The organism is Variovorax sp. V15 (genome assembly GCF_041154425.1).
Taxonomy (GTDB): domain Bacteria; phylum Pseudomonadota; class Gammaproteobacteria; order Burkholderiales; family Burkholderiaceae_C; genus Variovorax; species Variovorax guangxiensis.
In genome coordinates, this window is the sequence record NZ_AP028659.1 from 6,198,652 (window position 1) to 6,215,850 (window position 17,199).

At 67.3% G+C, this 17,199-nt stretch carries 16 protein-coding genes; 4 read left to right on the plus strand and 12 right to left on the minus strand.

The window, feature by feature from the left end; translation table 11 throughout:
- Positions 1 to 12 precede the first annotated feature (12 nt).
- Positions 13 to 2,496 (plus strand): glycogen/starch/alpha-glucan phosphorylase, encoded by a 2,484-nt coding sequence (locus tag ACAM57_RS29340; protein WP_126022243.1) that lies wholly within the window; start codon positions 13 to 15, stop codon positions 2,494 to 2,496.
- 19 nt (positions 2,497 to 2,515) lie between these two features.
- Here ACAM57_RS29340 and ACAM57_RS29345 read toward each other — a convergent pair whose 3' ends face one another.
- The 4 genes from ACAM57_RS29345 to ACAM57_RS29360 all read right to left on the minus strand — a co-directional run bounded on the left by ACAM57_RS29345 (position 2,516) and on the right by ACAM57_RS29360 (position 5,289).
- Complete coding sequence (locus ACAM57_RS29345; RefSeq protein WP_184640097.1) at positions 2,516 to 2,986, minus strand: biopolymer transporter ExbD; 471 nt, start codon at positions 2,984 to 2,986, stop codon at positions 2,516 to 2,518.
- A gap of 27 nt (positions 2,987 to 3,013) precedes the next feature.
- Positions 3,014 to 3,709 carry a MotA/TolQ/ExbB proton channel family protein gene (locus tag ACAM57_RS29350; protein WP_369659876.1) on the minus strand — a complete coding sequence of 232 codons (696 nt, stop codon included), beginning with the start codon at positions 3,707 to 3,709 and terminating at the stop codon, positions 3,014 to 3,016.
- A gap of 24 nt (positions 3,710 to 3,733) precedes the next feature.
- The gene (gene dapB / locus ACAM57_RS29355; protein ID WP_369659877.1) at positions 3,734 to 4,579 is read right to left on the minus strand and encodes a 4-hydroxy-tetrahydrodipicolinate reductase; all 846 of its coding nucleotides are present in this window, start codon (positions 4,577 to 4,579) and stop codon (positions 3,734 to 3,736) included.
- Between the two features lie 143 nt (positions 4,580 to 4,722).
- The gene (locus ACAM57_RS29360) at positions 4,723 to 5,289 is read right to left on the minus strand and encodes an outer membrane protein assembly factor BamE (protein WP_184640104.1); all 567 of its coding nucleotides are present in this window, start codon (positions 5,287 to 5,289) and stop codon (positions 4,723 to 4,725) included.
- A 95-nt stretch (positions 5,290 to 5,384) separates the two neighbouring features.
- On the opposite strand from ACAM57_RS29360, the gene fur reads away from it, so the two are divergent.
- The gene (gene fur, locus ACAM57_RS29365; RefSeq protein ID WP_126022248.1) at positions 5,385 to 5,804 is read left to right on the plus strand and encodes a ferric iron uptake transcriptional regulator; all 420 of its coding nucleotides are present in this window, start codon (positions 5,385 to 5,387) and stop codon (positions 5,802 to 5,804) included.
- A 104-nt stretch (positions 5,805 to 5,908) separates the two neighbouring features.
- On the opposite strand, the gene hprK is transcribed toward fur, so the two are convergent.
- The 4 genes from hprK to ACAM57_RS29385 all read right to left on the minus strand — a co-directional run bounded on the left by hprK (position 5,909) and on the right by ACAM57_RS29385 (position 10,425).
- Positions 5,909 to 6,868, minus strand: coding sequence for an HPr(Ser) kinase/phosphatase (gene hprK / locus ACAM57_RS29370; protein WP_019655575.1), 960 nt, complete (start codon positions 6,866 to 6,868; stop codon positions 5,909 to 5,911).
- A gap of 96 nt (positions 6,869 to 6,964) precedes the next feature.
- Positions 6,965 to 7,432 (minus strand): PTS sugar transporter subunit IIA, encoded by a 468-nt coding sequence (locus ACAM57_RS29375; RefSeq protein ID WP_019655574.1) that lies wholly within the window; start codon positions 7,430 to 7,432, stop codon positions 6,965 to 6,967.
- Positions 7,433 to 7,623: 191 nt separating this feature from the next.
- On the minus strand, positions 7,624 to 7,953 hold the full coding sequence (gene raiA, locus ACAM57_RS29380) for a ribosome-associated translation inhibitor RaiA (RefSeq protein ID WP_125948955.1): 330 nt from the start codon (positions 7,951 to 7,953) through the stop codon (positions 7,624 to 7,626).
- Positions 7,954 to 8,304: 351 nt separating this feature from the next.
- A complete protein-coding gene (locus tag ACAM57_RS29385) occupies positions 8,305 to 10,425 on the minus strand; it encodes an ATP-dependent helicase (RefSeq protein ID WP_369659878.1) in 2,121 nt (706 codons plus the stop codon).
- A 239-nt stretch (positions 10,426 to 10,664) separates the two neighbouring features.
- Between ACAM57_RS29385 and corA the strand changes: the two genes are divergently transcribed.
- Complete coding sequence (corA, locus tag ACAM57_RS29390) at positions 10,665 to 11,651, plus strand: magnesium/cobalt transporter CorA (protein WP_057593823.1); 987 nt, start codon at positions 10,665 to 10,667, stop codon at positions 11,649 to 11,651.
- Between the two features lie 67 nt (positions 11,652 to 11,718).
- Positions 11,719 to 12,483, plus strand: coding sequence for a YoaK family protein (locus tag ACAM57_RS29395; protein ID WP_369659879.1), 765 nt, complete (start codon positions 11,719 to 11,721; stop codon positions 12,481 to 12,483).
- Positions 12,484 to 12,485: 2 nt separating this feature from the next.
- Here ACAM57_RS29395 and ACAM57_RS29400 read toward each other — a convergent pair whose 3' ends face one another.
- The 4 genes from ACAM57_RS29400 to ACAM57_RS29415 form a co-directional block, all read right to left on the minus strand.
- Complete coding sequence (locus ACAM57_RS29400) at positions 12,486 to 13,268, minus strand: 5'-methylthioadenosine/adenosylhomocysteine nucleosidase (RefSeq protein WP_369659880.1); 783 nt, start codon at positions 13,266 to 13,268, stop codon at positions 12,486 to 12,488.
- 116 nt (positions 13,269 to 13,384) lie between these two features.
- Positions 13,385 to 15,016, minus strand: coding sequence for an ABC transporter substrate-binding protein (locus ACAM57_RS29405; RefSeq protein ID WP_184640108.1), 1,632 nt, complete (start codon positions 15,014 to 15,016; stop codon positions 13,385 to 13,387).
- 67 nt (positions 15,017 to 15,083) lie between these two features.
- Positions 15,084 to 16,121: a dipeptide ABC transporter ATP-binding protein gene (locus ACAM57_RS29410; protein WP_369659881.1), complete on the minus strand. Its 1,038-nt coding sequence runs from the start codon at positions 16,119 to 16,121 to the stop codon at positions 15,084 to 15,086.
- Positions 16,118 to 17,143 carry an ABC transporter ATP-binding protein gene (locus ACAM57_RS29415; protein WP_369659882.1) on the minus strand — a complete coding sequence of 342 codons (1,026 nt, stop codon included), beginning with the start codon at positions 17,141 to 17,143 and terminating at the stop codon, positions 16,118 to 16,120. The genes ACAM57_RS29410 and ACAM57_RS29415 overlap by 4 nt, the downstream gene beginning before the upstream one ends.
- Between the last annotated feature and the right edge of the window lie 56 nt (positions 17,144 to 17,199).

The following is a 17,199-nucleotide window of genomic DNA, read 5'->3' on the forward strand; positions in this document are numbered from 1 at the left end:
CGGGAGCGCCCCATGACGATCAAGGACTTCGCTTACGACCACCCCGACCGCGACGTCGCGGCCTTCAAGCGCGCCGTGGCCAACAAGCTGATCTACGCAGTCGGCAAGGACCCGGTCGCCGCCAGCCAGGACGACTGGCTCAACGCCACCTCGCAGGCCGTGCGCGACCAGCTGGTCGAACGCTGGATGATGACCACGCGCGCCAACTACGCGCAGGACCTGAAGCGCGTTTATTACCTGTCGATGGAGTTCCTTATCGGGCGCACCTTCACCAACGCGCTGCTGGCGGTCGACCTCTACGACACGGTGCGCGAGGCGCTGGCCGACTTCGGCGTGGACATGGCGGCGCTGTCCGAGCGCGAGCCCGACGCGGCGCTGGGCAACGGCGGCCTGGGCCGGCTGGCGGCCTGCTTTCTCGACTCGATGGCCACGCTGGGCGTGCCGGGCATGGGCTACGGCATCCGCTACGAGTACGGCATGTTCCGCCAGCGCATCGTCGACGGCCAGCAGGTGGAAACGCCCGACTACTGGCTCACGCGCGGCAACCCCTGGGAGTTCCAGCGGCCCGAGGTGAACTACCGCGTGCGCTTCGGCGGCCATGTGCAGAAGCGCGAGGGAGCCGGCGTGCCCAGCGGCGCGGCCGACTGGGTCGACACACACGACGTGCTCGCCGTGGCCTACGACACCATCATCCCGGGCTACGGCACGCAGGCCACCAACACGCTGCGGCTGTGGTCGGCGCGCGCCACCGAGGAGATCGACCTCTCGGCCTTCAACCGCGGCAACTACATGCAGGCGGTGGAGAGCAAGAACCACTCGGAGAACGTCTCGCGCGTGCTCTACCCCGACGACTCCACGCCTTCGGGCCGAGAGCTGCGCCTGCACCAGGAATACTTCTTCTGCAGCGCCAGCGTGCAGGACCTGCTGCGCCGCTACCTGCGCAACCACAAGACATTCGACCAGCTCTCGGAAAAAGTCAGCATCCACCTGAACGACACGCACCCGGTGCTGGCGGTGCCCGAGCTCATGCGCCTGCTGCTCGACGAGCACGGGCTCTCGTGGGACGTGGCCTGGGCGCACACGCAGAAGGTGTTCAGCTACACCAACCACACGCTGATGCACGAGGCGCTGGAGACCTGGCCGGTGGAAATGCTCGGGCGCATCCTGCCGCGGCACCTGCAGATCATCTACGACATCAACGCGAAGTTCCTCGCCACGGTGACGCAGAAGGTGGGCAACGACGTGGAGCTGATGCGCCGCCTCTCGCTGGTCGACGAGACCGGGGAGCGCCGCGTGCGCATGGCCTACGTGGCGGTGCTCGCGAGCCACTCGGTCAACGGCGTGTCGGGGCTGCACTCGGAGCTGATGAAGCAGTCGATCTTCTCGGACTTCGCGAAGATCTTTCCCGAGCGCTTCAACAACAAGACCAACGGCGTCACGCCCCGGCGCTGGCTCGCGCAGGCCAACCCGCCGCTGGCGGCGCTGCTCGACCAGCGCATCGGCAAGGGCTGGCGGCGCGACCTCTCGCAACTGGAGGCGCTCAGGCCCATGGCCGCGCAGCCGGCCTTCGTGCGCGCCTTCCGCCACGCCAAGCGCGAGAACAAGCTGCGGCTGGCCAACTGGGTGGAGCAGCACCTGAAGATCGACATCGACACCGACGCGATGTTCGACGTGCAGGTCAAGCGCATCCACGAATACAAGCGGCAACTGCTCAACGTGCTGCACGTGGTGACGCGCTACCACCGCATCCTCGACGCACAGGCCGCTGGCACGCCGCTGGACATGGTGCCGCGCGTGGTGGTGTTCGCGGGCAAGGCGGCGTCGGCGTACGCGATGGCCAAGCTGGTGATCCGGCTCATCAACGACGTGGCGGCCACCATCAACGCCGACGCGCGCGTGGGCAAGCTGCTGAAGGTGGTGTTCCTGCCGAACTACAGCGTGAGCCTGGCGGAGATCATCATGCCGGCGGCCGACCTGTCGGAGCAGATCTCCACGGCGGGCACGGAAGCCTCGGGCACTGGCAACATGAAGTTCGCGCTCAACGGCGCGCTCACCATCGGCACGCTGGACGGCGCGAACGTCGAGATGCGCGAGAGCGTGGGGCCCGAGAACATCTTCATCTTCGGCAACACCACGCCCGAGGTGGCCGACATCCGTGCCCGGGGCTACCAGCCGCGCGAGATCTACGAAGGCAATGCCGAACTCAAGCGCGTGCTAGACGCGATCCGCGACGGCGCTTTCTCGCCGGGCGAGCCCTCGCGCTACCAGGGCATCTACGACGCATTAGTGAACTGGGGCGACCACTACCTGCTGCTGGCCGACTACGCGAGCTACGTGGCGAAGCAGGCGGAAGTCGACGCGCTGTATCGCGACTCGGACGCGTGGACGCGGATGGCGATCCTCAACGTGGCGGGGATGGGGGTGTTCTCGTCGGATCGCACGATCGCGCAGTATGCGCACGAGATCTGGCACACCAAGCCAGTGGTGCTGGGCTGACCCGGCCCGGCTACAGGGGCTAGCTGCCGGGCTTCTTCGCCGGCTCGGCCTCGGTCACGAAGCCGATGCGGCTCAGCCCGGCCTTGTTCGCGATGCCCATGAGCGCGACCACCTTGCCGTAGGGCACGGTCTGGTCCGCACGCAGCTGCACCTCGGTGTCCTTGCTGTCGGCGGCGGCCTTTTCGAGCTGCTGCGCCAGTTCCTCGTCGGTCACGGCCTTGTCGTTGAGGAAGACCTTGCCCGAGGCGTCGACCGAAAGGCTCACGAACTTCGGCGCGTCGTTGGGCTGGCCGGCGTCGGTCTGCGGCAGGTCGAGCTTGATCGAGCTGGCCATCAGCGGCGCTGTGATGATGAAGATCACCAGCAGCACCAGCATCACGTCGACCAGCGGCGTGACGTTGATGTCGGACAGCGGCCGCTGCGCCCCGCCACCCATGGCGCGCCCGCCGCCGCCGGCAGCGCTGCCCAGTGATGTGCGACCGAAGGCCATGGCGGTGTTGTGCCTCTCGGTATGTGGCTAGACTGGCATCGGCCGCGCGGGCGGCGGCGCGGCGGATGCCGGCGGGGCGCCGAAGCTGCCCAGCAGGTCGTGCGCGAAGCCTTCGAGCTCGGCTTCGATGCGGCCGATGACGCGGCCGAAGACGTTGTAGGCCAGCACGGCCGGAATGGCCACCGCCAGGCCGAAGGCCGTCATGATGAGCGCCTCGCCGACCGGGCCGGCCACCTTGTCGATGGTGAAGCCGCCGGTCTGGCCGGCGATGCCCGTCAGCGCGCCGTAGATGCCCCAGACCGTGCCCAGCAGCCCGACGAAGGGCGCGGTGGCGCCAACGGTGGCCAGCAGGATCTGCCCCGCCTGCAGCCGCCGCAGGGCGCCGTGCAGGGCGTCGCGCAGCACGCGCGTGAGGCGCTGGTTGCGGTCGACCGTGGCGCCCAGCGTGCCGGCCGGCTCGCCCGCGGCCACGCTGCGGATGGCCGAGACAGCGGGAGACACGAGCGTCGCCCGGTCGAAGGCCCTGAGCTTCTGCTCGGCATCGGCCAGCGAGGACGACTGCCAGAACGCCGCGATGCTGCGCAGCACGTCGCGCGTGCCGCCGCGCAGCAGCCATGCCTTCCAGAGGATGATGACCCAGCTCGCGATCGACATCGCGAGCAGCAGCGCGGCCACCGAACGGCTGACACCGTCACCGTGGGCCAGCAGTTCGAGCACGCTCATCGGCGGTCCTTCTTCGTCGCTCGGTCAGCGAAGGCCGAGCACGTCGTACATGTCGAACAGGCCCGCGCGCTGCCCGGCCAGGAAGCGCACCGCGCGCAGGCTGCCCTGGGCGTAGGTGACGCGGCTGGACGACTTGTGGGTGATCTCGATGCGCTCGCCAGTGCCGGCGAACAGCACGGTGTGGTCGCCCACGATGTCGCCGCCGCGGATGGCCGAGAAGCCGATGGTGGACGGGTCGCGCTCGCCGGTGATGCCTTCGCGGGCGTACACCGCGCAGTCCTTGAGGTCGCGGCCCAGCGCGTCGGCGATGACCTCGCCCATCTTGAGCGCGGTGCCCGAGGGTGCATCGACCTTGTGGCGGTGGTGCGCCTCGATGATCTCGATGTCGTATCCCGTCGCCATGGCCTTGGCCGCCATTTCGAGCAGCTTGAAGGTGACGTTGACGCCCACGCTCATGTTGGGCGCCATCATGATCGCGATGTCCTTGGCGATCTCGGCGATCTCGGCCTTCTGCGCGTCGCTGAAGCCGGTGGTGCCGATCACGGCCTGCACGCCCAGCTCGCGGCAGACCGCGAGGTGCGCGAGCGTGCCCTCGGGCCGGGTGAAGTCGATGAGCACCTGCGCGTCCTTCAGGCCTGCGCGCAGGTCGGACACGATGGACACGCCGCTGTCGAAACCCAGGAAGGCGCCGGCATCGGAGCCCAGGGCCGGGCTGCCGACGATGTCGAGGGCGCCGGCCAGGCGCAGGTCGGGCGCATTGCGCACGGCCTCGATCAGCATGTGGCCCATGCGGCCCGAAGCCCCGGCGATGGCGACGCGGCGCGGCGCGGAGGCGGAATTGGCGGAGGAAGTGGAGGTGGATTCGGTCACGCGGATTCAGTCAGTCTTCGAGGTTTTCGAAACGGCCCGAGGCGGTCAGGAACGGCCGGGAGCATGGATCGACACGAAAAGGACGGCCGCCTGGCCTCTCGGCTCGGCGGCCTCCCCGTTGCCGCCGATGCTCCAGCGAGCGCTCAGCGCGCGGCTTCGAGCGGGGGGTAGGCGGCCGGCAGCGGCGGCAGGGAGGCCGACGGCGAGGCCTTGTCGGCATCGGCCTTTTTGTCGCCGTCCTTGGGCGCGTATTTCTTGAGCTCGTCTTCCGAGGCCTCGAGCGTGGGCACCTTGCCGGATTTCTTGCGGGTGTCGAGCGTGGCGACGAATTCTTCCTCGCTGGGCATCTCGTCGCCCTCGAAGCGGTCGAGCAGCTCGCCGTTGAAGAACACCGTGAGGTGGCGTTCCTGCGGGTCGACGCCCTGGCGGCGGATGGTGAAGACGTAGTCCCAGCGGTTGGAATGGAAGACGTCGTTCAGCAGCGAGGTTCCGAGGATTTCACGCACCTGCTGGCGGGACATGCCCGGCTTGAGCGCCGCAACCTGTTCCTTCGACACGAAATTGCCCTGGACCACCTCGACTTTGTAGGGAGTTACGGCGGCCAGCGCACCACGCGTGCGCTCGGTGAAACCGCTGCAGGCACCGAGGGCGAGCGTTGCCGCGACGGCGGCAGCCAGCAGCCAGGGCCGGCGTTGGAAGATGGCAGGCATGGGAGGAAAAGGGGGTAGCGATATGATCGGCCATTGTAGCGGCTGGCCTTTTCGGGGCCTTTCGCCGCGGCCCCGCCAGGGGCGCAGGAACCAACATGGCCAACATCGACGAACTCAAGAATACCGGCCTCAAGGCCACCCTGCCGCGCCTGAAGATCCTGGAGATCTTCCAGACCGGCGCCCAGCGGCACATGACGGCGGAAGACGTGTTCCGCGTGCTGCTCAACGAGCACTCCGACATCGGTCTGGCCACGGTCTACCGGGTGCTCACCCAGTTCGAGCAGGCCGGCATCCTGGAACGCAGCCACTTCGAAAGCGGCAAGGCCGTCTACGAGCTGAACGAAGGCACCCACCACGACCACCTGATCTGCACCTCCTGCGGCAAGGTCGAGGAGTTCTACGACGCCGAGATCGAGCGCCGCCAGCAGATGATCGCCAAGGACAAGGGCTGGATCCTGCAGGACCACGCCATGTCGCTCTACGGCTTGTGCGGAGACTGCGCGAAGAAGCGTTGACCCCCCGGCTTCTCACTTCGCTTCGCTGCGTGTAACTCCACCCCCCGAGGGGGAGGCGCGGCCCGCCTTGAGGCGGCCCGGCGGCGGCCGCACTCTGCGATCAATCAATCGCCGTCGCGGGAGTTCTCCATCGCCTTGTGGTGCCGCGCCACGAAATCGGCGTACGTGTCGATGCCGCGCAGCTGCAGGATCGAATTGCGCACCGCGGCCTCCACCAGCACGGCGATGTTGCGCCCAGCCACCACCTGGATGATGACCTTGCGCACTGGAATGCCCAGCACGTCCTGCGTGAGCGGCGCCGAGGGCATGCGCTCGTAGTCGCGCTCGAAGCTGTCGCGCCGCACCAGGTGCACGATCAGCTTGAGCCGCATCTTCCGGCGCACCGCCGTCTCGCCGAAGATGGCGCGGATGTCCAGCAGGCCGATGCCGCGCACTTCGAGCAGGTTCAGCAGCAAGTCGGGACAGCGGCCCTCGATGGTGTTCTGGTTGATGCGGTAGAGGTCGACCGCGTCGTCGGCCACCAGGCCGTTTCCGCGCGAGATCAGTTCCAGCCCCAGTTCGCTCTTGCCCAGACCCGACTCGCCCGTGATCATCACGCCCATGCCCAGGATGTCCATGAACACGCCATGCATCGAGGTGCGCTCGGCGAAGTGCTTGGACAGGTAGGCGCGCAGCAGGTCGATCACGAAGGCCGACGACTCGCGCGTGGCAAAGAGCGGCAGCTGGGCGCGCTCGCAGATCGACAGCAGCTCGTCGGGCGCGGCCTGGCCGTCGGCCAGCACCAGCATCGGCGGCTCCAGCGTGACGATGCGGGCGATGCGCCGGGCGCAGTCTTCCTCGCTGCCGCGCGTCAGGTAGGCGACCTCGCGGGCGCCGAGGATCTGCACCCGGTACGGATGGATGTAGTTGAGATAGCCGACGAGGTCCGCCGCCGACTGCGCGCGGCTGATGACCTCCGCATCGAACTGACGCTCCGATGCCCCCAGCCCCGCCAGCCATTCCCAGCGGAGCGAGCCACGGAACTCCTCGAACATGGCATCGGCGCTGATGACGGTCGGCTTCATGCGTTCAGGAGACGGCGCGCAGGCGCCGGCTTTGCGTTGGAAATGAGGGAAGAAGCCGCGCAGCTTATCAGCAGCCGCGCGCGCCAACGCATGCGCTCAGGCGACTTGCGTCGATTGCCAGCCGGCGATCAGGTCGTGCAGGGCCGTGGCGTCCGTGCTGGACTTGATCTGTTCGCGCAGGCTGGCGTCGCTCAGCAGTTCGGCGATTTCGGAGAGGATTTCGAGGTGCTTCTGCGTGGCCGCTTCGGGAACCAGCAGGAAGATCAGCAGTGCGACGGGTTGCTCGTCGGGGGCGTCGAAGCCGATCGGATTGGCCAGCTGGAACACAGCGGCCATCGGCGACTTGAGGCCCTTGATGCGGCCATGCGGAATGGCAACGCCATGGCCCAGCCCGGTGGAGCCGAGGCGCTCGCGCGCGAAGAGGCTGTCGGTGATGAGGGCACGGCCCAGACCGTGAAGGCTTTCGAACAGCAGGCCGGCTTCTTCGAAAGCACGCTTCTTGCTGGTAGCGTCAACGCTCACAAGCACTTGAGCGGGCGGCAGGATGGACGCGAGTCGATTCATGGTGGGTGCAGAGCGGGGGCGATTATGCACCCGCTTGGTAAAAACCCCCAGTCCCCCTATTTACTTTCTGTCTACATGTTGCCCAGAGGCCTCTCGCTCTCCTCTGGGCGACTGCCAAAAGCCCGACCGTGACAGTCGGAAAACAAAAAGCCGCCCGAAGGCGGCCTTGATATGCGAGCCCCGGGGGCTCCTTACATCACGCGCTTGGGCGCCGCGTGATGGTGGTCCTGCAGGCGGTCCTTGTGGCGCACCACCTGGCGGTCGAGCTTGTCGACCAGTTCATCGACCGCAGCGTAGAGATCAGCGTGGCTCGACTCCGCGAACATGTCATTGCCCTTGACGTGGATGTTGCATTCCGCCCTTTGGCGGCGTTCCTTTTCCTTCTGCTTTTCCACCGTGAGGATCACCTTCACATCGACCACCTGGTCGAAATGTCGGATGACCCGGTCCAGCTTGCTCGTGACGTAGGTGCGCAAGGCAGGTGTGACGTCGAGGTGATGACCGCTGATCGTCAAATTCATGAATGACCTCCTGGAATTGACGGTTGGGGAAATGACCGCGCCGCAGGATGCGGTTTGGCCGGCGAAACGAAACGGGGAGTTCTCTCTGGGGGGTCTTGAGAAAGAAAAGAGGGAGGTGGGAAGAGGTGAGAAAGAAGGGAAGGTCGATTCACTATGCCCAAGCTGTCACGGTATTGCAATACCTGAGTTGCCCGGGGTTTTGCAGCTTCGTGAGCAGCTTTTTACACGCTAGCGAATCGATAGCTGCGGGCACGCGCGGGGCTGGCGATACCGCGATTTGGAAACAAGTGTTTCAATGCCGGCCCGCCGGTGACCATGCCGGCACAAGGGCCTGTCCATGCCGTCTCCGGCTCAGCGCCAGGCGGCCCGCATCCTGTTGCGCAGATCGATCACCGAGCTGGGCGGCGGCACCGCCGGCGGACGCTCCGGCGGGGGCGGCCAGGTCTGCTGCTCGAAGCCTTCCAGGTCGGCATCGGCGATGAAGCGTGTGCGGTTGGCATACAGGTGCCGGTCGCCGCGCGCCGCCTGCTGCGTGACATGGAAGCGCTGCGGCACCAGCAGGTGCAGGTGGTCGCGCGCCCGTGTCATCGCCACATAGAGCAGGCGCCGCTCCTCCTCCAGTTCTTGCGCGCTCTGCGCGACATCGGCCGGCAGGCAGCCGTCGACCACATTGAGCACGTGAACCGAATTCCATTCCTGCCCCTTGGCCGAATGGATGGTCGAGAGGATCAGGTAGTCCTCGTCCAGCAGCGGCGGCCCCGGTCGGTCGCTGGTGGCTTCGGGCGGATCGAGCGTGAGTTCGGTAAGGAAGCGTTCGCGCGAGGCGTAACCGGCCGCGAGCCGCGCGAGCTGCTCCACGTCGGCGCGCCGCACGCCGGAGGTGTCTTCGTACAGGCGCTCCAGATGCGGCAGATACCAGTCCATCGCCAGCTCGACGTCGGCCGGCCACTTCAGCGCGGGCTCCCGCAGCGCCTCGTAGGCCTTCGCGAAGTCGGCCCATTGCGCGCGCGCAGCGGAAGGCGGCACGAACTCGCGCACCGCCTGGGCCGGGTCGGCCGCCTGCTCCATCGCATCGAGCAGGCGCGCGCTCGTGGCGGGCCCGATACCGGGGATGAGCTGGGTCACGCGAAAGCCCGCCATGCGCCCGCGTGGGTTCTGCGCGAAGCGCAGCACCGCGAGCAGGTCCTTCACATGCGAGGCCTCCAGAAACTTGAGCCCGCCGAACTTCACGAACGGGATGTTGCGCCGCGCCAGCTCGAGTTCGAGCGCGGCGCTGTGCGACGAGGTGCGGAACAGCACCGCCTGCGACTTCAGCGCCAGCCCGCCCTCGCGGTGCGCCAGCACCTTGTCGGCCACCCAGCGCGCCTGCCCCGCCTCGTCGGGCACGAGCACGAGCAGCGGCTTGCCGGCCGAAGGCTTGTCGGTCCACAGCGTCTTGGCATGCCGCTCGGCGGCCTGCGCGATGACGCGGTTCGACACGTCGAGGATCGGCTGCGTCGAGCGGTAGTTGCGCTCCAGCGTGACCACGCGCGCGGGCTGCGTGAACTGCGAGGGGAAGTCGAGGATGTTGCGCACCGTGGCGCCGCGGAAGGAGTAGATCGACTGCGCGTCGTCGCCCACCACCGTCACGCCGCGGCCGTCTGGCTTGAGCGCCAGCAGGATCGCCGCCTGCAGCAGGTTGGTGTCCTGGTACTCGTCGACCAGCACGTGATCGAAGCGCGCACCGATGTGCGCGGCCAGCGAAGGCTCGGCCGCCATCTCGGCCCAGTAGAGCAGCAGGTCGTCGTAGTCGAGCACGTTCTGCCGCTGCTTGGCCTCGACGTACGCGCCGAAGAGCTTCTTCAGCTCGGCCTCCCACTCGCCGCACCAGGGAAAGGCTTCCTTGAGCACGTCGGCCAGCGGCGCGCGGGTGTTCACGCAGCGCGAGTAGATCGACAGGCAGGTGCCCTTTCGCGGGAAGCGGTTGACGGTGGAAGAAAGCCCGAGCTCGTGGCGCACCAGCCCCATCAGGTCTTCGGCGTCGCCGCGGTCGTGGATGGTGAAATTCTCGTCGAGCCCGATCTGCGGCGCGTACTCGCGCAGCAGCCGCGCGCCGATGCCGTGGAAGGTGCCGGCCCACGGCAGCGCGGGCGGCGCCTCCGACTTCAGCCCCAGCACCTGCGCCAGCACGCGGCCGGCGCGGCGCTCCATTTCCTGCGCGGCGCGGCGCGAGAAGGTCAGCAGCAGCAGGCGCTGCGGATCGACGCCGCCGGCGATGAGGCTGGCCACCCGATGCGCCAGCGTACTGGTCTTGCCCGAGCCGGCACCGGCGATGACGAGCAGCGGCCGTTCGTCCGGGCCGGCGGTGGCCGCGGCCACACCGTGCTCCACCGCCGAGCGCTGCGCCTCGTTGAGCGAGGCCAGTGCCTGCGCCAGGCGTTCGGCCTGGGTCTTCGGCGCGGCGGAAAAAACGGGAAGCGCAGTGCTCTGCATGGACCGTGACTTTACTGTATGCCCGTCCAGTCCGGCCACCTCGCCGACATGTGGCCGGTGACATAATCGGGCCACGCTGCAACCGGAGATTTTTCCTATGGAAACCGCCCCGTCTCGGCAGCTTTCAACTCCCTTTCGCTGACGCTTTTTTCGCGCTTCCTGCGCACGTCGGGCCGGGGAATTGAAAGCGCCCCTCCCCTCGCCCACCGTCCAGTCAGTCATTCCCGGGAGTGAGCCCCATGCTCAACATCTTCACGCTCGCCAACGGCCGCCTAGTCCAGGAAGAAATCGAGGCCCTCGAAGAGCTCTCCAGATTCCAGCCGATCTGGGTCGACCTCGAGTCGCCCACGCTCGAAGAGAAGCGCTGGATCAAGCAGTACTACGGCCTGTCCATCCCCGAAGACGCGATGGACGAGGACATCGAGGAATCGGCGCGCTTCTACGAGGAAGACAACGGCGAGCTGCACATCCGCTCCGACTTCCTGATCGACGACGACGAAGCCCCGCGCGCCGTGCGCGTGGCCTTCATCCTCAACCAGCACAACACCGACCTGCGCAGCCGCGGCGTGCTGTTCTCGATCCACGACGAGGACGTGCCCGTGTTCCGCCTGCTGCGCATGCGCGCGAGGCGCGCGCCGGGGCTGATCGAGGACGCCAAGGAAGTGATGCTCAAGCTCTTCGACGCCGACGCCGAATACTCGGCCGACTCGCTGGAGAACATCTACGACGAGCTCGAGGCCGCGAGCAAGAAGGTGCTGTCGGGCAACGTCAGCGACGAGCTGGCCGGCGAGGTGCTCGGCGCCATCGCGCGGCAGGAAGACCTGAACGGGCGCATCCGCCGCAACGTGATGGACACGCGCCGCGCCGTCAGCTTCATGATGCGCAGCAAGATGCTCAACGCCGAGCAGTTCGAGGAGGCCCGCCAGATCCTGCGCGACATCGAGTCGCTGGACAACCACACGGCCTTCCTCTTCGACAAGATCAACTTCCTGATGGATGCGACCGTCGGTTTCATCAACATCAACCAGAACAAGACCATCAAGATCTTCTCGGTGGCCAGCGTGGCGCTGCTGCCGCCGACGCTGATCGCCAGCATCTACGGCATGAACTTCAAGTTCATGCCCGAGCTCGACTGGGCCATGGGCTACCCCTACGCCATCGTGCTCATGGCGGCGAGCGCGCTGGTGCCGATGTGGTACTTCCGCCGGCGCGGCTGGCTCAAGTAGCAGAGCCTCCCCGGGCGGCCCCGGTGCTAGAGTGGCTCCGGCCCCAAGCGCCGACCGGAGAGCCATCTTGCGCAGAATTCGCTTTCTCACCAACCGCCACCGCGCGCCGTCGACCAACACCGCGCTGGGCCTCCTGCTGGCCTTCAATGCCGGCGCCATCAACGCGGGCGGCTTTCTCGTGCTGCACATGTACACCTCGCACATGACCGGCTTCGCCTCGCAGCTGGCCGACGGCATGGTGCTGGGCAACGTCAAGCTGCTCTTGAACGCACTGGGCGCGATCCTGGCCTTCCTGACCGGCGCAGCCGTGTGCGCGGTGCTCGTCAACTGGGCCCGCCAGCACCGCATGCACGGCGTGTACGCACTGCCGCTGATGCTGGAGGCGGCGCTGATGTTTCCCTTCGGGCTCATGGGCGCCATCACGCTGACCTGGGCCACGCCCTTCGCGGTGCCGCTCACCGTGCTGCTGCTGTCCTTCATCATGGGCCTGCAGAACGCGGTGGCCTCCAAGACCTCGGGCGGCAGCATCCGCACCACCCACATGACCGGCAACATCACCGACATGGGCATCGAGATCGGCAAGATGCTCTACTGGAACCGCCGCTCGAAATCGGCGCCGGCGCACGCCCTGCCCGTACGCCACGACCGCAGCCGCATGCGCCGCGCCGGCGGGCTGGTCGGCATGTTCGTGCTCGGCGGCGCGGCGGGCGCGCTGGGCTTCAAGTACGTGGGCTTCGTCTGCGTGGTGCCGCTGGCGGCGCTGCTGCTGGCGCTGTCGATCCCGCCGCTGCTGCGCGACATCCCGCGCCGCCGCACGCCCTCGCTCGGCTGAATTCAGCTGATCTCGGCCGGCAGCGAAGCCAGCCACGCGTCGACCAGCGCGAGGCTGTAGCGGCTCGCCACCGCGGCGACGAAGCGCGAGAAGTCGCCGTGCGCGGCATCGTCGGCCCGGTCGGAAATCGTGCGCATCGCCGCAAAAGGCACGCCGTAGTCGTGACACACCTGCGCCACCGGGGCGCCTTCCATCTCGACCGCGAGTGCGTCGGGCAAGGCGCGCTGCAGCGCCTCGCTCTCGACGGTGGTCGAGACGAACCTGTCGCCGCTCACCAGCAGGCCGCGATGCACCTTCGGCGAACGCAAGCCGAACTCGTCGACGGCCTCCTGCCCCACCAGCGCCACTGGATCGCGCAGCGTCTCCCGCGCAACCGTCGCAAGCGCATCGCCGATGGCTGCATCGGCCGCGAAGCGCGACAGCCCCATCAGCGGCACTTCGTATTTCGGAAAGATCGGCGAGGCATCGAGGTCGTGCTGCAGCATCTGCGTGGCCACCACCACGTCGCCGACGTTCACGCCCGGCGCCAGTCCGCCCGCGACGCCGGTGAACACGATGGCCCGCACGCCGAAGCGCTCCAGCAGCACCGTGGCCGTGATCGCCGCCGCGACCTTGCCAATGCGCGACAGCACCGCGACCACCGGCCGGCCATGCAGATGGCCCACCCAGAAGTCGCGGCCCGCGACGCGCACGCGCTGCTCGTCGGGCATCAGCGCGAGCAGCGCGCCCAGTTCCTCGTGCATCGCAGCGACGATGGCAACAGGCGGACGCGACAGGGAACTCACAGTATTTCTCTTTCCAGGAACACCGCGGAACCGGCTTTGCCGGGCCGCAGGTGTTGCCCCCTGCAAGGGGGTTGGCGAAGCGACACGAAGTGCGCGGAGCCTGGGGGTTTACTCGTTCACTTGATGTCCACACCGTAGAAGGTGTGGCGGCCGAACGGGCTCAGCTTGAAGTCGATCACTTCCTTGCGCACCGGCTTCAGCTGCACCGCGTGCGCGATGGTGAACCACGGCGCCTGCTCCTTGAAGATCAGCTGCGCCTTCTTGTAGAGCGCGTCGCGGTCGGCCTGCTTGGTCGCGCTCTTGGCCTTCACCACCAGGTCTTCGTACGGCTGGTAGCAGAACTTCGAGATGTTGCTGCCGCTGGCCGACTTCGCCGAGGCGCAGCCCAGCAGCGTGTAGAGGAAGTTGTCCGGGTCGCCGTTGTCGCCGGTCCAGCCCAGCATGCCCATCTGGTGCTCGCCGGCCTGCAGGCGCTTGCGGTACTCGCCCCACTCGAAGCTCTTGATCTCGGCCTTGACGTTGATCTTGGCGAGGTCGGCCTGCATCAGCTCGGCGATGCGCTTGGCGTTCGGGTTGTACGGGCGCTGCACCGGCATGGCCCACAGGTCGGTGGAGAAGCCGTCGGGGAAGCCGGCCTGCGCCAGCAGCTTCTTGGCGGCTTCGGGGTCGTACGGATCGTCCTTCACCGCGTCGTTGTAGGACCACATGGTCGGCGGGATCGGGTTCTTCGCGGCCACGCCGGTCGACAGATACACGCCGTCGATGATGGCCTTCTTGTTGATCGCCATGTTGATGGCCTTGCGCACGCGCACGTCGTCGAAAGGCTTCTTCGTCGTGTTGTACGAGAGGTATCCCACGTTCAGGCCGGGCTGCTCCAGCAGCTGCACGTTCGGGTCCTTGCGGATCGCGTCGAGGTCGGCCGGGTTCGGGTAGGGCATGACGTGGCACTCGCCCTTCTGCAGCTTGGCCCAGCGCACCGACGCGTCAGGCGTGATCGCGAACACGAGGTCGTCGATCTTGGCCTTGCCGCCCCAGTACTGCGGGAAGGCCTTGAAGCGGATGATCGCGTCCTTCTGGTACTGCACGAGGTAGAAGGGGCCGGTGCCGATCGGGTCCTGGTCGACCTTCTCGGGCGTTCCGGCCTTCAGCATCGCGATGGCGTATTCCTTCGACTGGATGCCCGCGTACTGCATCGCCAGGTTCGCGAGGAACGGTGCCTCGGCCTGGTTGAGCGTGATCTTCACGGTGTAGTCGTCGATGCGGTCCACAGACTTCAGCAGCTTGGGCATGCCCATGTCGTTGAAGTAGGAGTGGTTCTGGCTCGTGACCTTGAAGAAGGGGTCGCTCTCCTTCCACTGGCGCTCGATCATGAAGATGAAGTCGTCGGCGTTGAAGTCGCGCGTGGGCTTGAAGCTCTTGCTCGTGGTGTGCCACTTCACGCCCTTGCGCAGGTGGAAGGTGTAGACGGTACCGTCGGGGGAGATCTCCCATTTCTCGGCAAGGCCGGGCACGACCTTGGTGCCGCCGCGCTCGAACTCGACGATGGTGTTGTAGACCTGCGTGGTCACGTCGAAAGAGGTGCCGGTGGTGTTCATGCCCGGATAGAAATTCTCAGGGCTGCCTTCCGAGCAATACACCAGCGTCTTGGCGGACACCGCGCCGCAGGCCAGGGTAAGGGCTGCGAGCGCTGCAGGTGCCAGGAGCGCCAGGCTTCGTGAGCGGCGCGAAACGGTGGGCTGGGTCTTCATTTGGACTCCTTGATACACGGTTGAAAGAACTGCGAGAACGGGAACGGAAACAGGAACCGAAGGAACGCTAGGGATTCGTCGCCATCGCGATGGAGGCGGCGGAGGGAACGTCGGCGCGCGCGAGCGGCGCGCCTTCCAGGAACTTCTCGGAGAAGTGACAGGCCACCTGCCGCTCGTCGAGCATGCGCAGCAGCGGGCGCTCTTCGCGGCAGCGCTGCTCCACATGCGGGCAGCGCGTGCTGAACACGCAGCCAGAAGGCGGATTCAGCGGCGACGGCAGCTCGCCCTTGAGCACGATGCGCTGGCTGCTGAGCCCCGGCGTGGATGCCAGCAGCGCCTGCGTGTACGGATGCAGCGGCCGCGAGAAGATGCGCGACTTCGGTCCCTGCTCCACCGCATGGCCGAGGTACATCACCAGCACCTCGTGCGCGATGTGCCGCACCACGCCGAGGTCATGCGAGATGAAGAGATACGCCAGGCCCAGCTCGGCCTGAAGGTCGGCCAGAAGGTTCAGCACCTGCGCCTGGATCGACACGTCGAGCGCCGACACCGGCTCGTCGGCCACCAGCAGGCGCGGGCTCAGCATCAACGCGCGCGCGATGGCGATGCGCTGGCGCTGGCCGCCCGAAAACATGTGCGGGTAGCGGTTGGCGTACTCGGGCCGCAGGCCCACGCGCGCGAGCATGTCGCGCGCTTTTGCAGCGCGCTCCTGCTTGCCCAGGGTGGTGTTGATGGCCAGCGGGTCTTCGAGCACCGTCGCGATCTTCTTGCGCGGATTGAGCGAGCCGTACGGATTCTGGAACACCAGCTGCACAGCCTGGCGCAGCTCGCGCCTGCGCTCGGGCGGCGGGCTCACCGCGTCGGCGCCGACCAGCGTGAGCTGGCCCGCCGTCGGCTTCTCGATCAGCGCGACCATGCGCGCCAGCGTCGACTTGCCGCAGCCCGATTCGCCGACCACGGCCAGCGTGCGGCCGCGCTCGATTCGGAAGGAGATGTCGCCCACGGCGCGCAAGTGCGAAGGCGCGCGGAACAGCCCGCGGCGGATGTCGTAGGTGCGCTGGAGGTTCTTGGCCTCGACCACCACGTCAGTCGATGCCTCGCTCATGCCGCGACCTCCACGACCCGCTGCTTCGGCGGATCGCCCGCGATGGCCTCTCCTCGCCCCGGATCGCCGAGCGGAAAGTGGCAGCGCACCTCGGCGCCGTGCGACTCGCGCAGCGCCGGCCGCACCTGGCAGGCGCGCTCGGTGACGTAGCCGCAGCGCGGCGCGAACAGGCAGCCGGCGGGCCGGTCGTGCACGCCGGGCACCACGCCGCTGATGGTGGCGAGGCGCCCCTCGGGCGCGGCGCGTTCGGGCAGTGCCGCGAGCAGCGCCTCGGTGTAGGGGTGCTGCGGCTGTGCGAAGAGGCGGTCGACGCGCTGGTGCTCCATCACCTGGCCCGCGTACATCACGGCGATGCGCTGCGCCATCTCGCTGACCACGCCCATGTTGTGCGTGATGAGCACCAGCGCCATGCCGCGCTCCTTCTGCAGGTCGCGCAGCAGGTCGAGGATCTGCGCCTGGATGGTCACGTCGAGCGCGGTGGTCGGCTCGTCGGCGATCAGGAGGCGCGGATTGCAGGCGATGGCCATCGCGATCATCACGCGCTGGTTCATGCCGCCCGAGAGCTGGTGCGGAAAGCTCCCCAGGCGCGAGGACGCGGCCGGAATGCCCACCTGCTCCAGCAACTCGGTCGCGCGCTTCTTCGCTTCGCGCTTGTCGAGCTTCAGGTGCAGCCGCAGCGTTTCCATCAGCTGGAAGCCGATGGTGAAGCAAGGGTTGAGGCTGGTGGTCGGCTCCTGGAAGATCATCGCGACTTCCTTGCCGACCAGCGCACGGCGCGCCTTGTCGGAAATGCCGAGCAGGTCCCTGCCGGCGAAGCGCATGTGCTGCGCGCGCACGCGGCCCGGGAAGCCAACGAGCCCCATCAGCGCCATCATCGTGACGCTCTTGCCCGAGCCCGATTCGCCGACGATGCCGAGCACCTCGCCCTCTTCGAGACTGAGGCTCACGCCGTCTACCGCATGCAGCACACCGCCTTGAGTGGGGAACTCGACGTGCAGGTCCTCTATTTCAAGCAAAGGCATATCAGTGACTCCGGCCCGAACGGCCTGTTCCAGGAACACCGCGGAACCGGCTTTGC

Coding starts and splice junctions, on each gene's coding strand:
- ACAM57_RS29340 (WP_126022243.1), top strand. CDS start 13: ATGACGATCAAGGACTTCGCTTACGACCACCCCGACCGCGACGTCGCG.
- ACAM57_RS29350 (WP_369659876.1), bottom strand. CDS start 3,709: ATGAGCGTGCTCGAACTGCTGGCCCACGGTGACGGTGTCAGCCGTTCG.
- raiA (WP_125948955.1), bottom strand. CDS start 7,953: ATGAATTTGACGATCAGCGGTCATCACCTCGACGTCACACCTGCCTTG.
- corA (WP_057593823.1), top strand. CDS start 10,665: ATGCTCAACATCTTCACGCTCGCCAACGGCCGCCTAGTCCAGGAAGAA.
- ACAM57_RS29385 (WP_369659878.1), bottom strand. CDS start 10,425: ATGCAGAGCACTGCGCTTCCCGTTTTTTCCGCCGCGCCGAAGACCCAG.
- fur (WP_126022248.1), top strand. CDS start 5,385: ATGGCCAACATCGACGAACTCAAGAATACCGGCCTCAAGGCCACCCTG.
- ACAM57_RS29405 (WP_184640108.1), bottom strand. CDS start 15,016: ATGAAGACCCAGCCCACCGTTTCGCGCCGCTCACGAAGCCTGGCGCTC.
- ACAM57_RS29375 (WP_019655574.1), bottom strand. CDS start 7,432: ATGAATCGACTCGCGTCCATCCTGCCGCCCGCTCAAGTGCTTGTGAGC.
- ACAM57_RS29410 (WP_369659881.1), bottom strand. CDS start 16,121: ATGAGCGAGGCATCGACTGACGTGGTGGTCGAGGCCAAGAACCTCCAG.
- hprK (WP_019655575.1), bottom strand. CDS start 6,868: ATGAAGCCGACCGTCATCAGCGCCGATGCCATGTTCGAGGAGTTCCGT.
- ACAM57_RS29345 (WP_184640097.1), bottom strand. CDS start 2,986: ATGGCCTTCGGTCGCACATCACTGGGCAGCGCTGCCGGCGGCGGCGGG.
- ACAM57_RS29360 (WP_184640104.1), bottom strand. CDS start 5,289: ATGCCTGCCATCTTCCAACGCCGGCCCTGGCTGCTGGCTGCCGCCGTC.
- ACAM57_RS29415 (WP_369659882.1), bottom strand. CDS start 17,143: ATGCCTTTGCTTGAAATAGAGGACCTGCACGTCGAGTTCCCCACTCAA.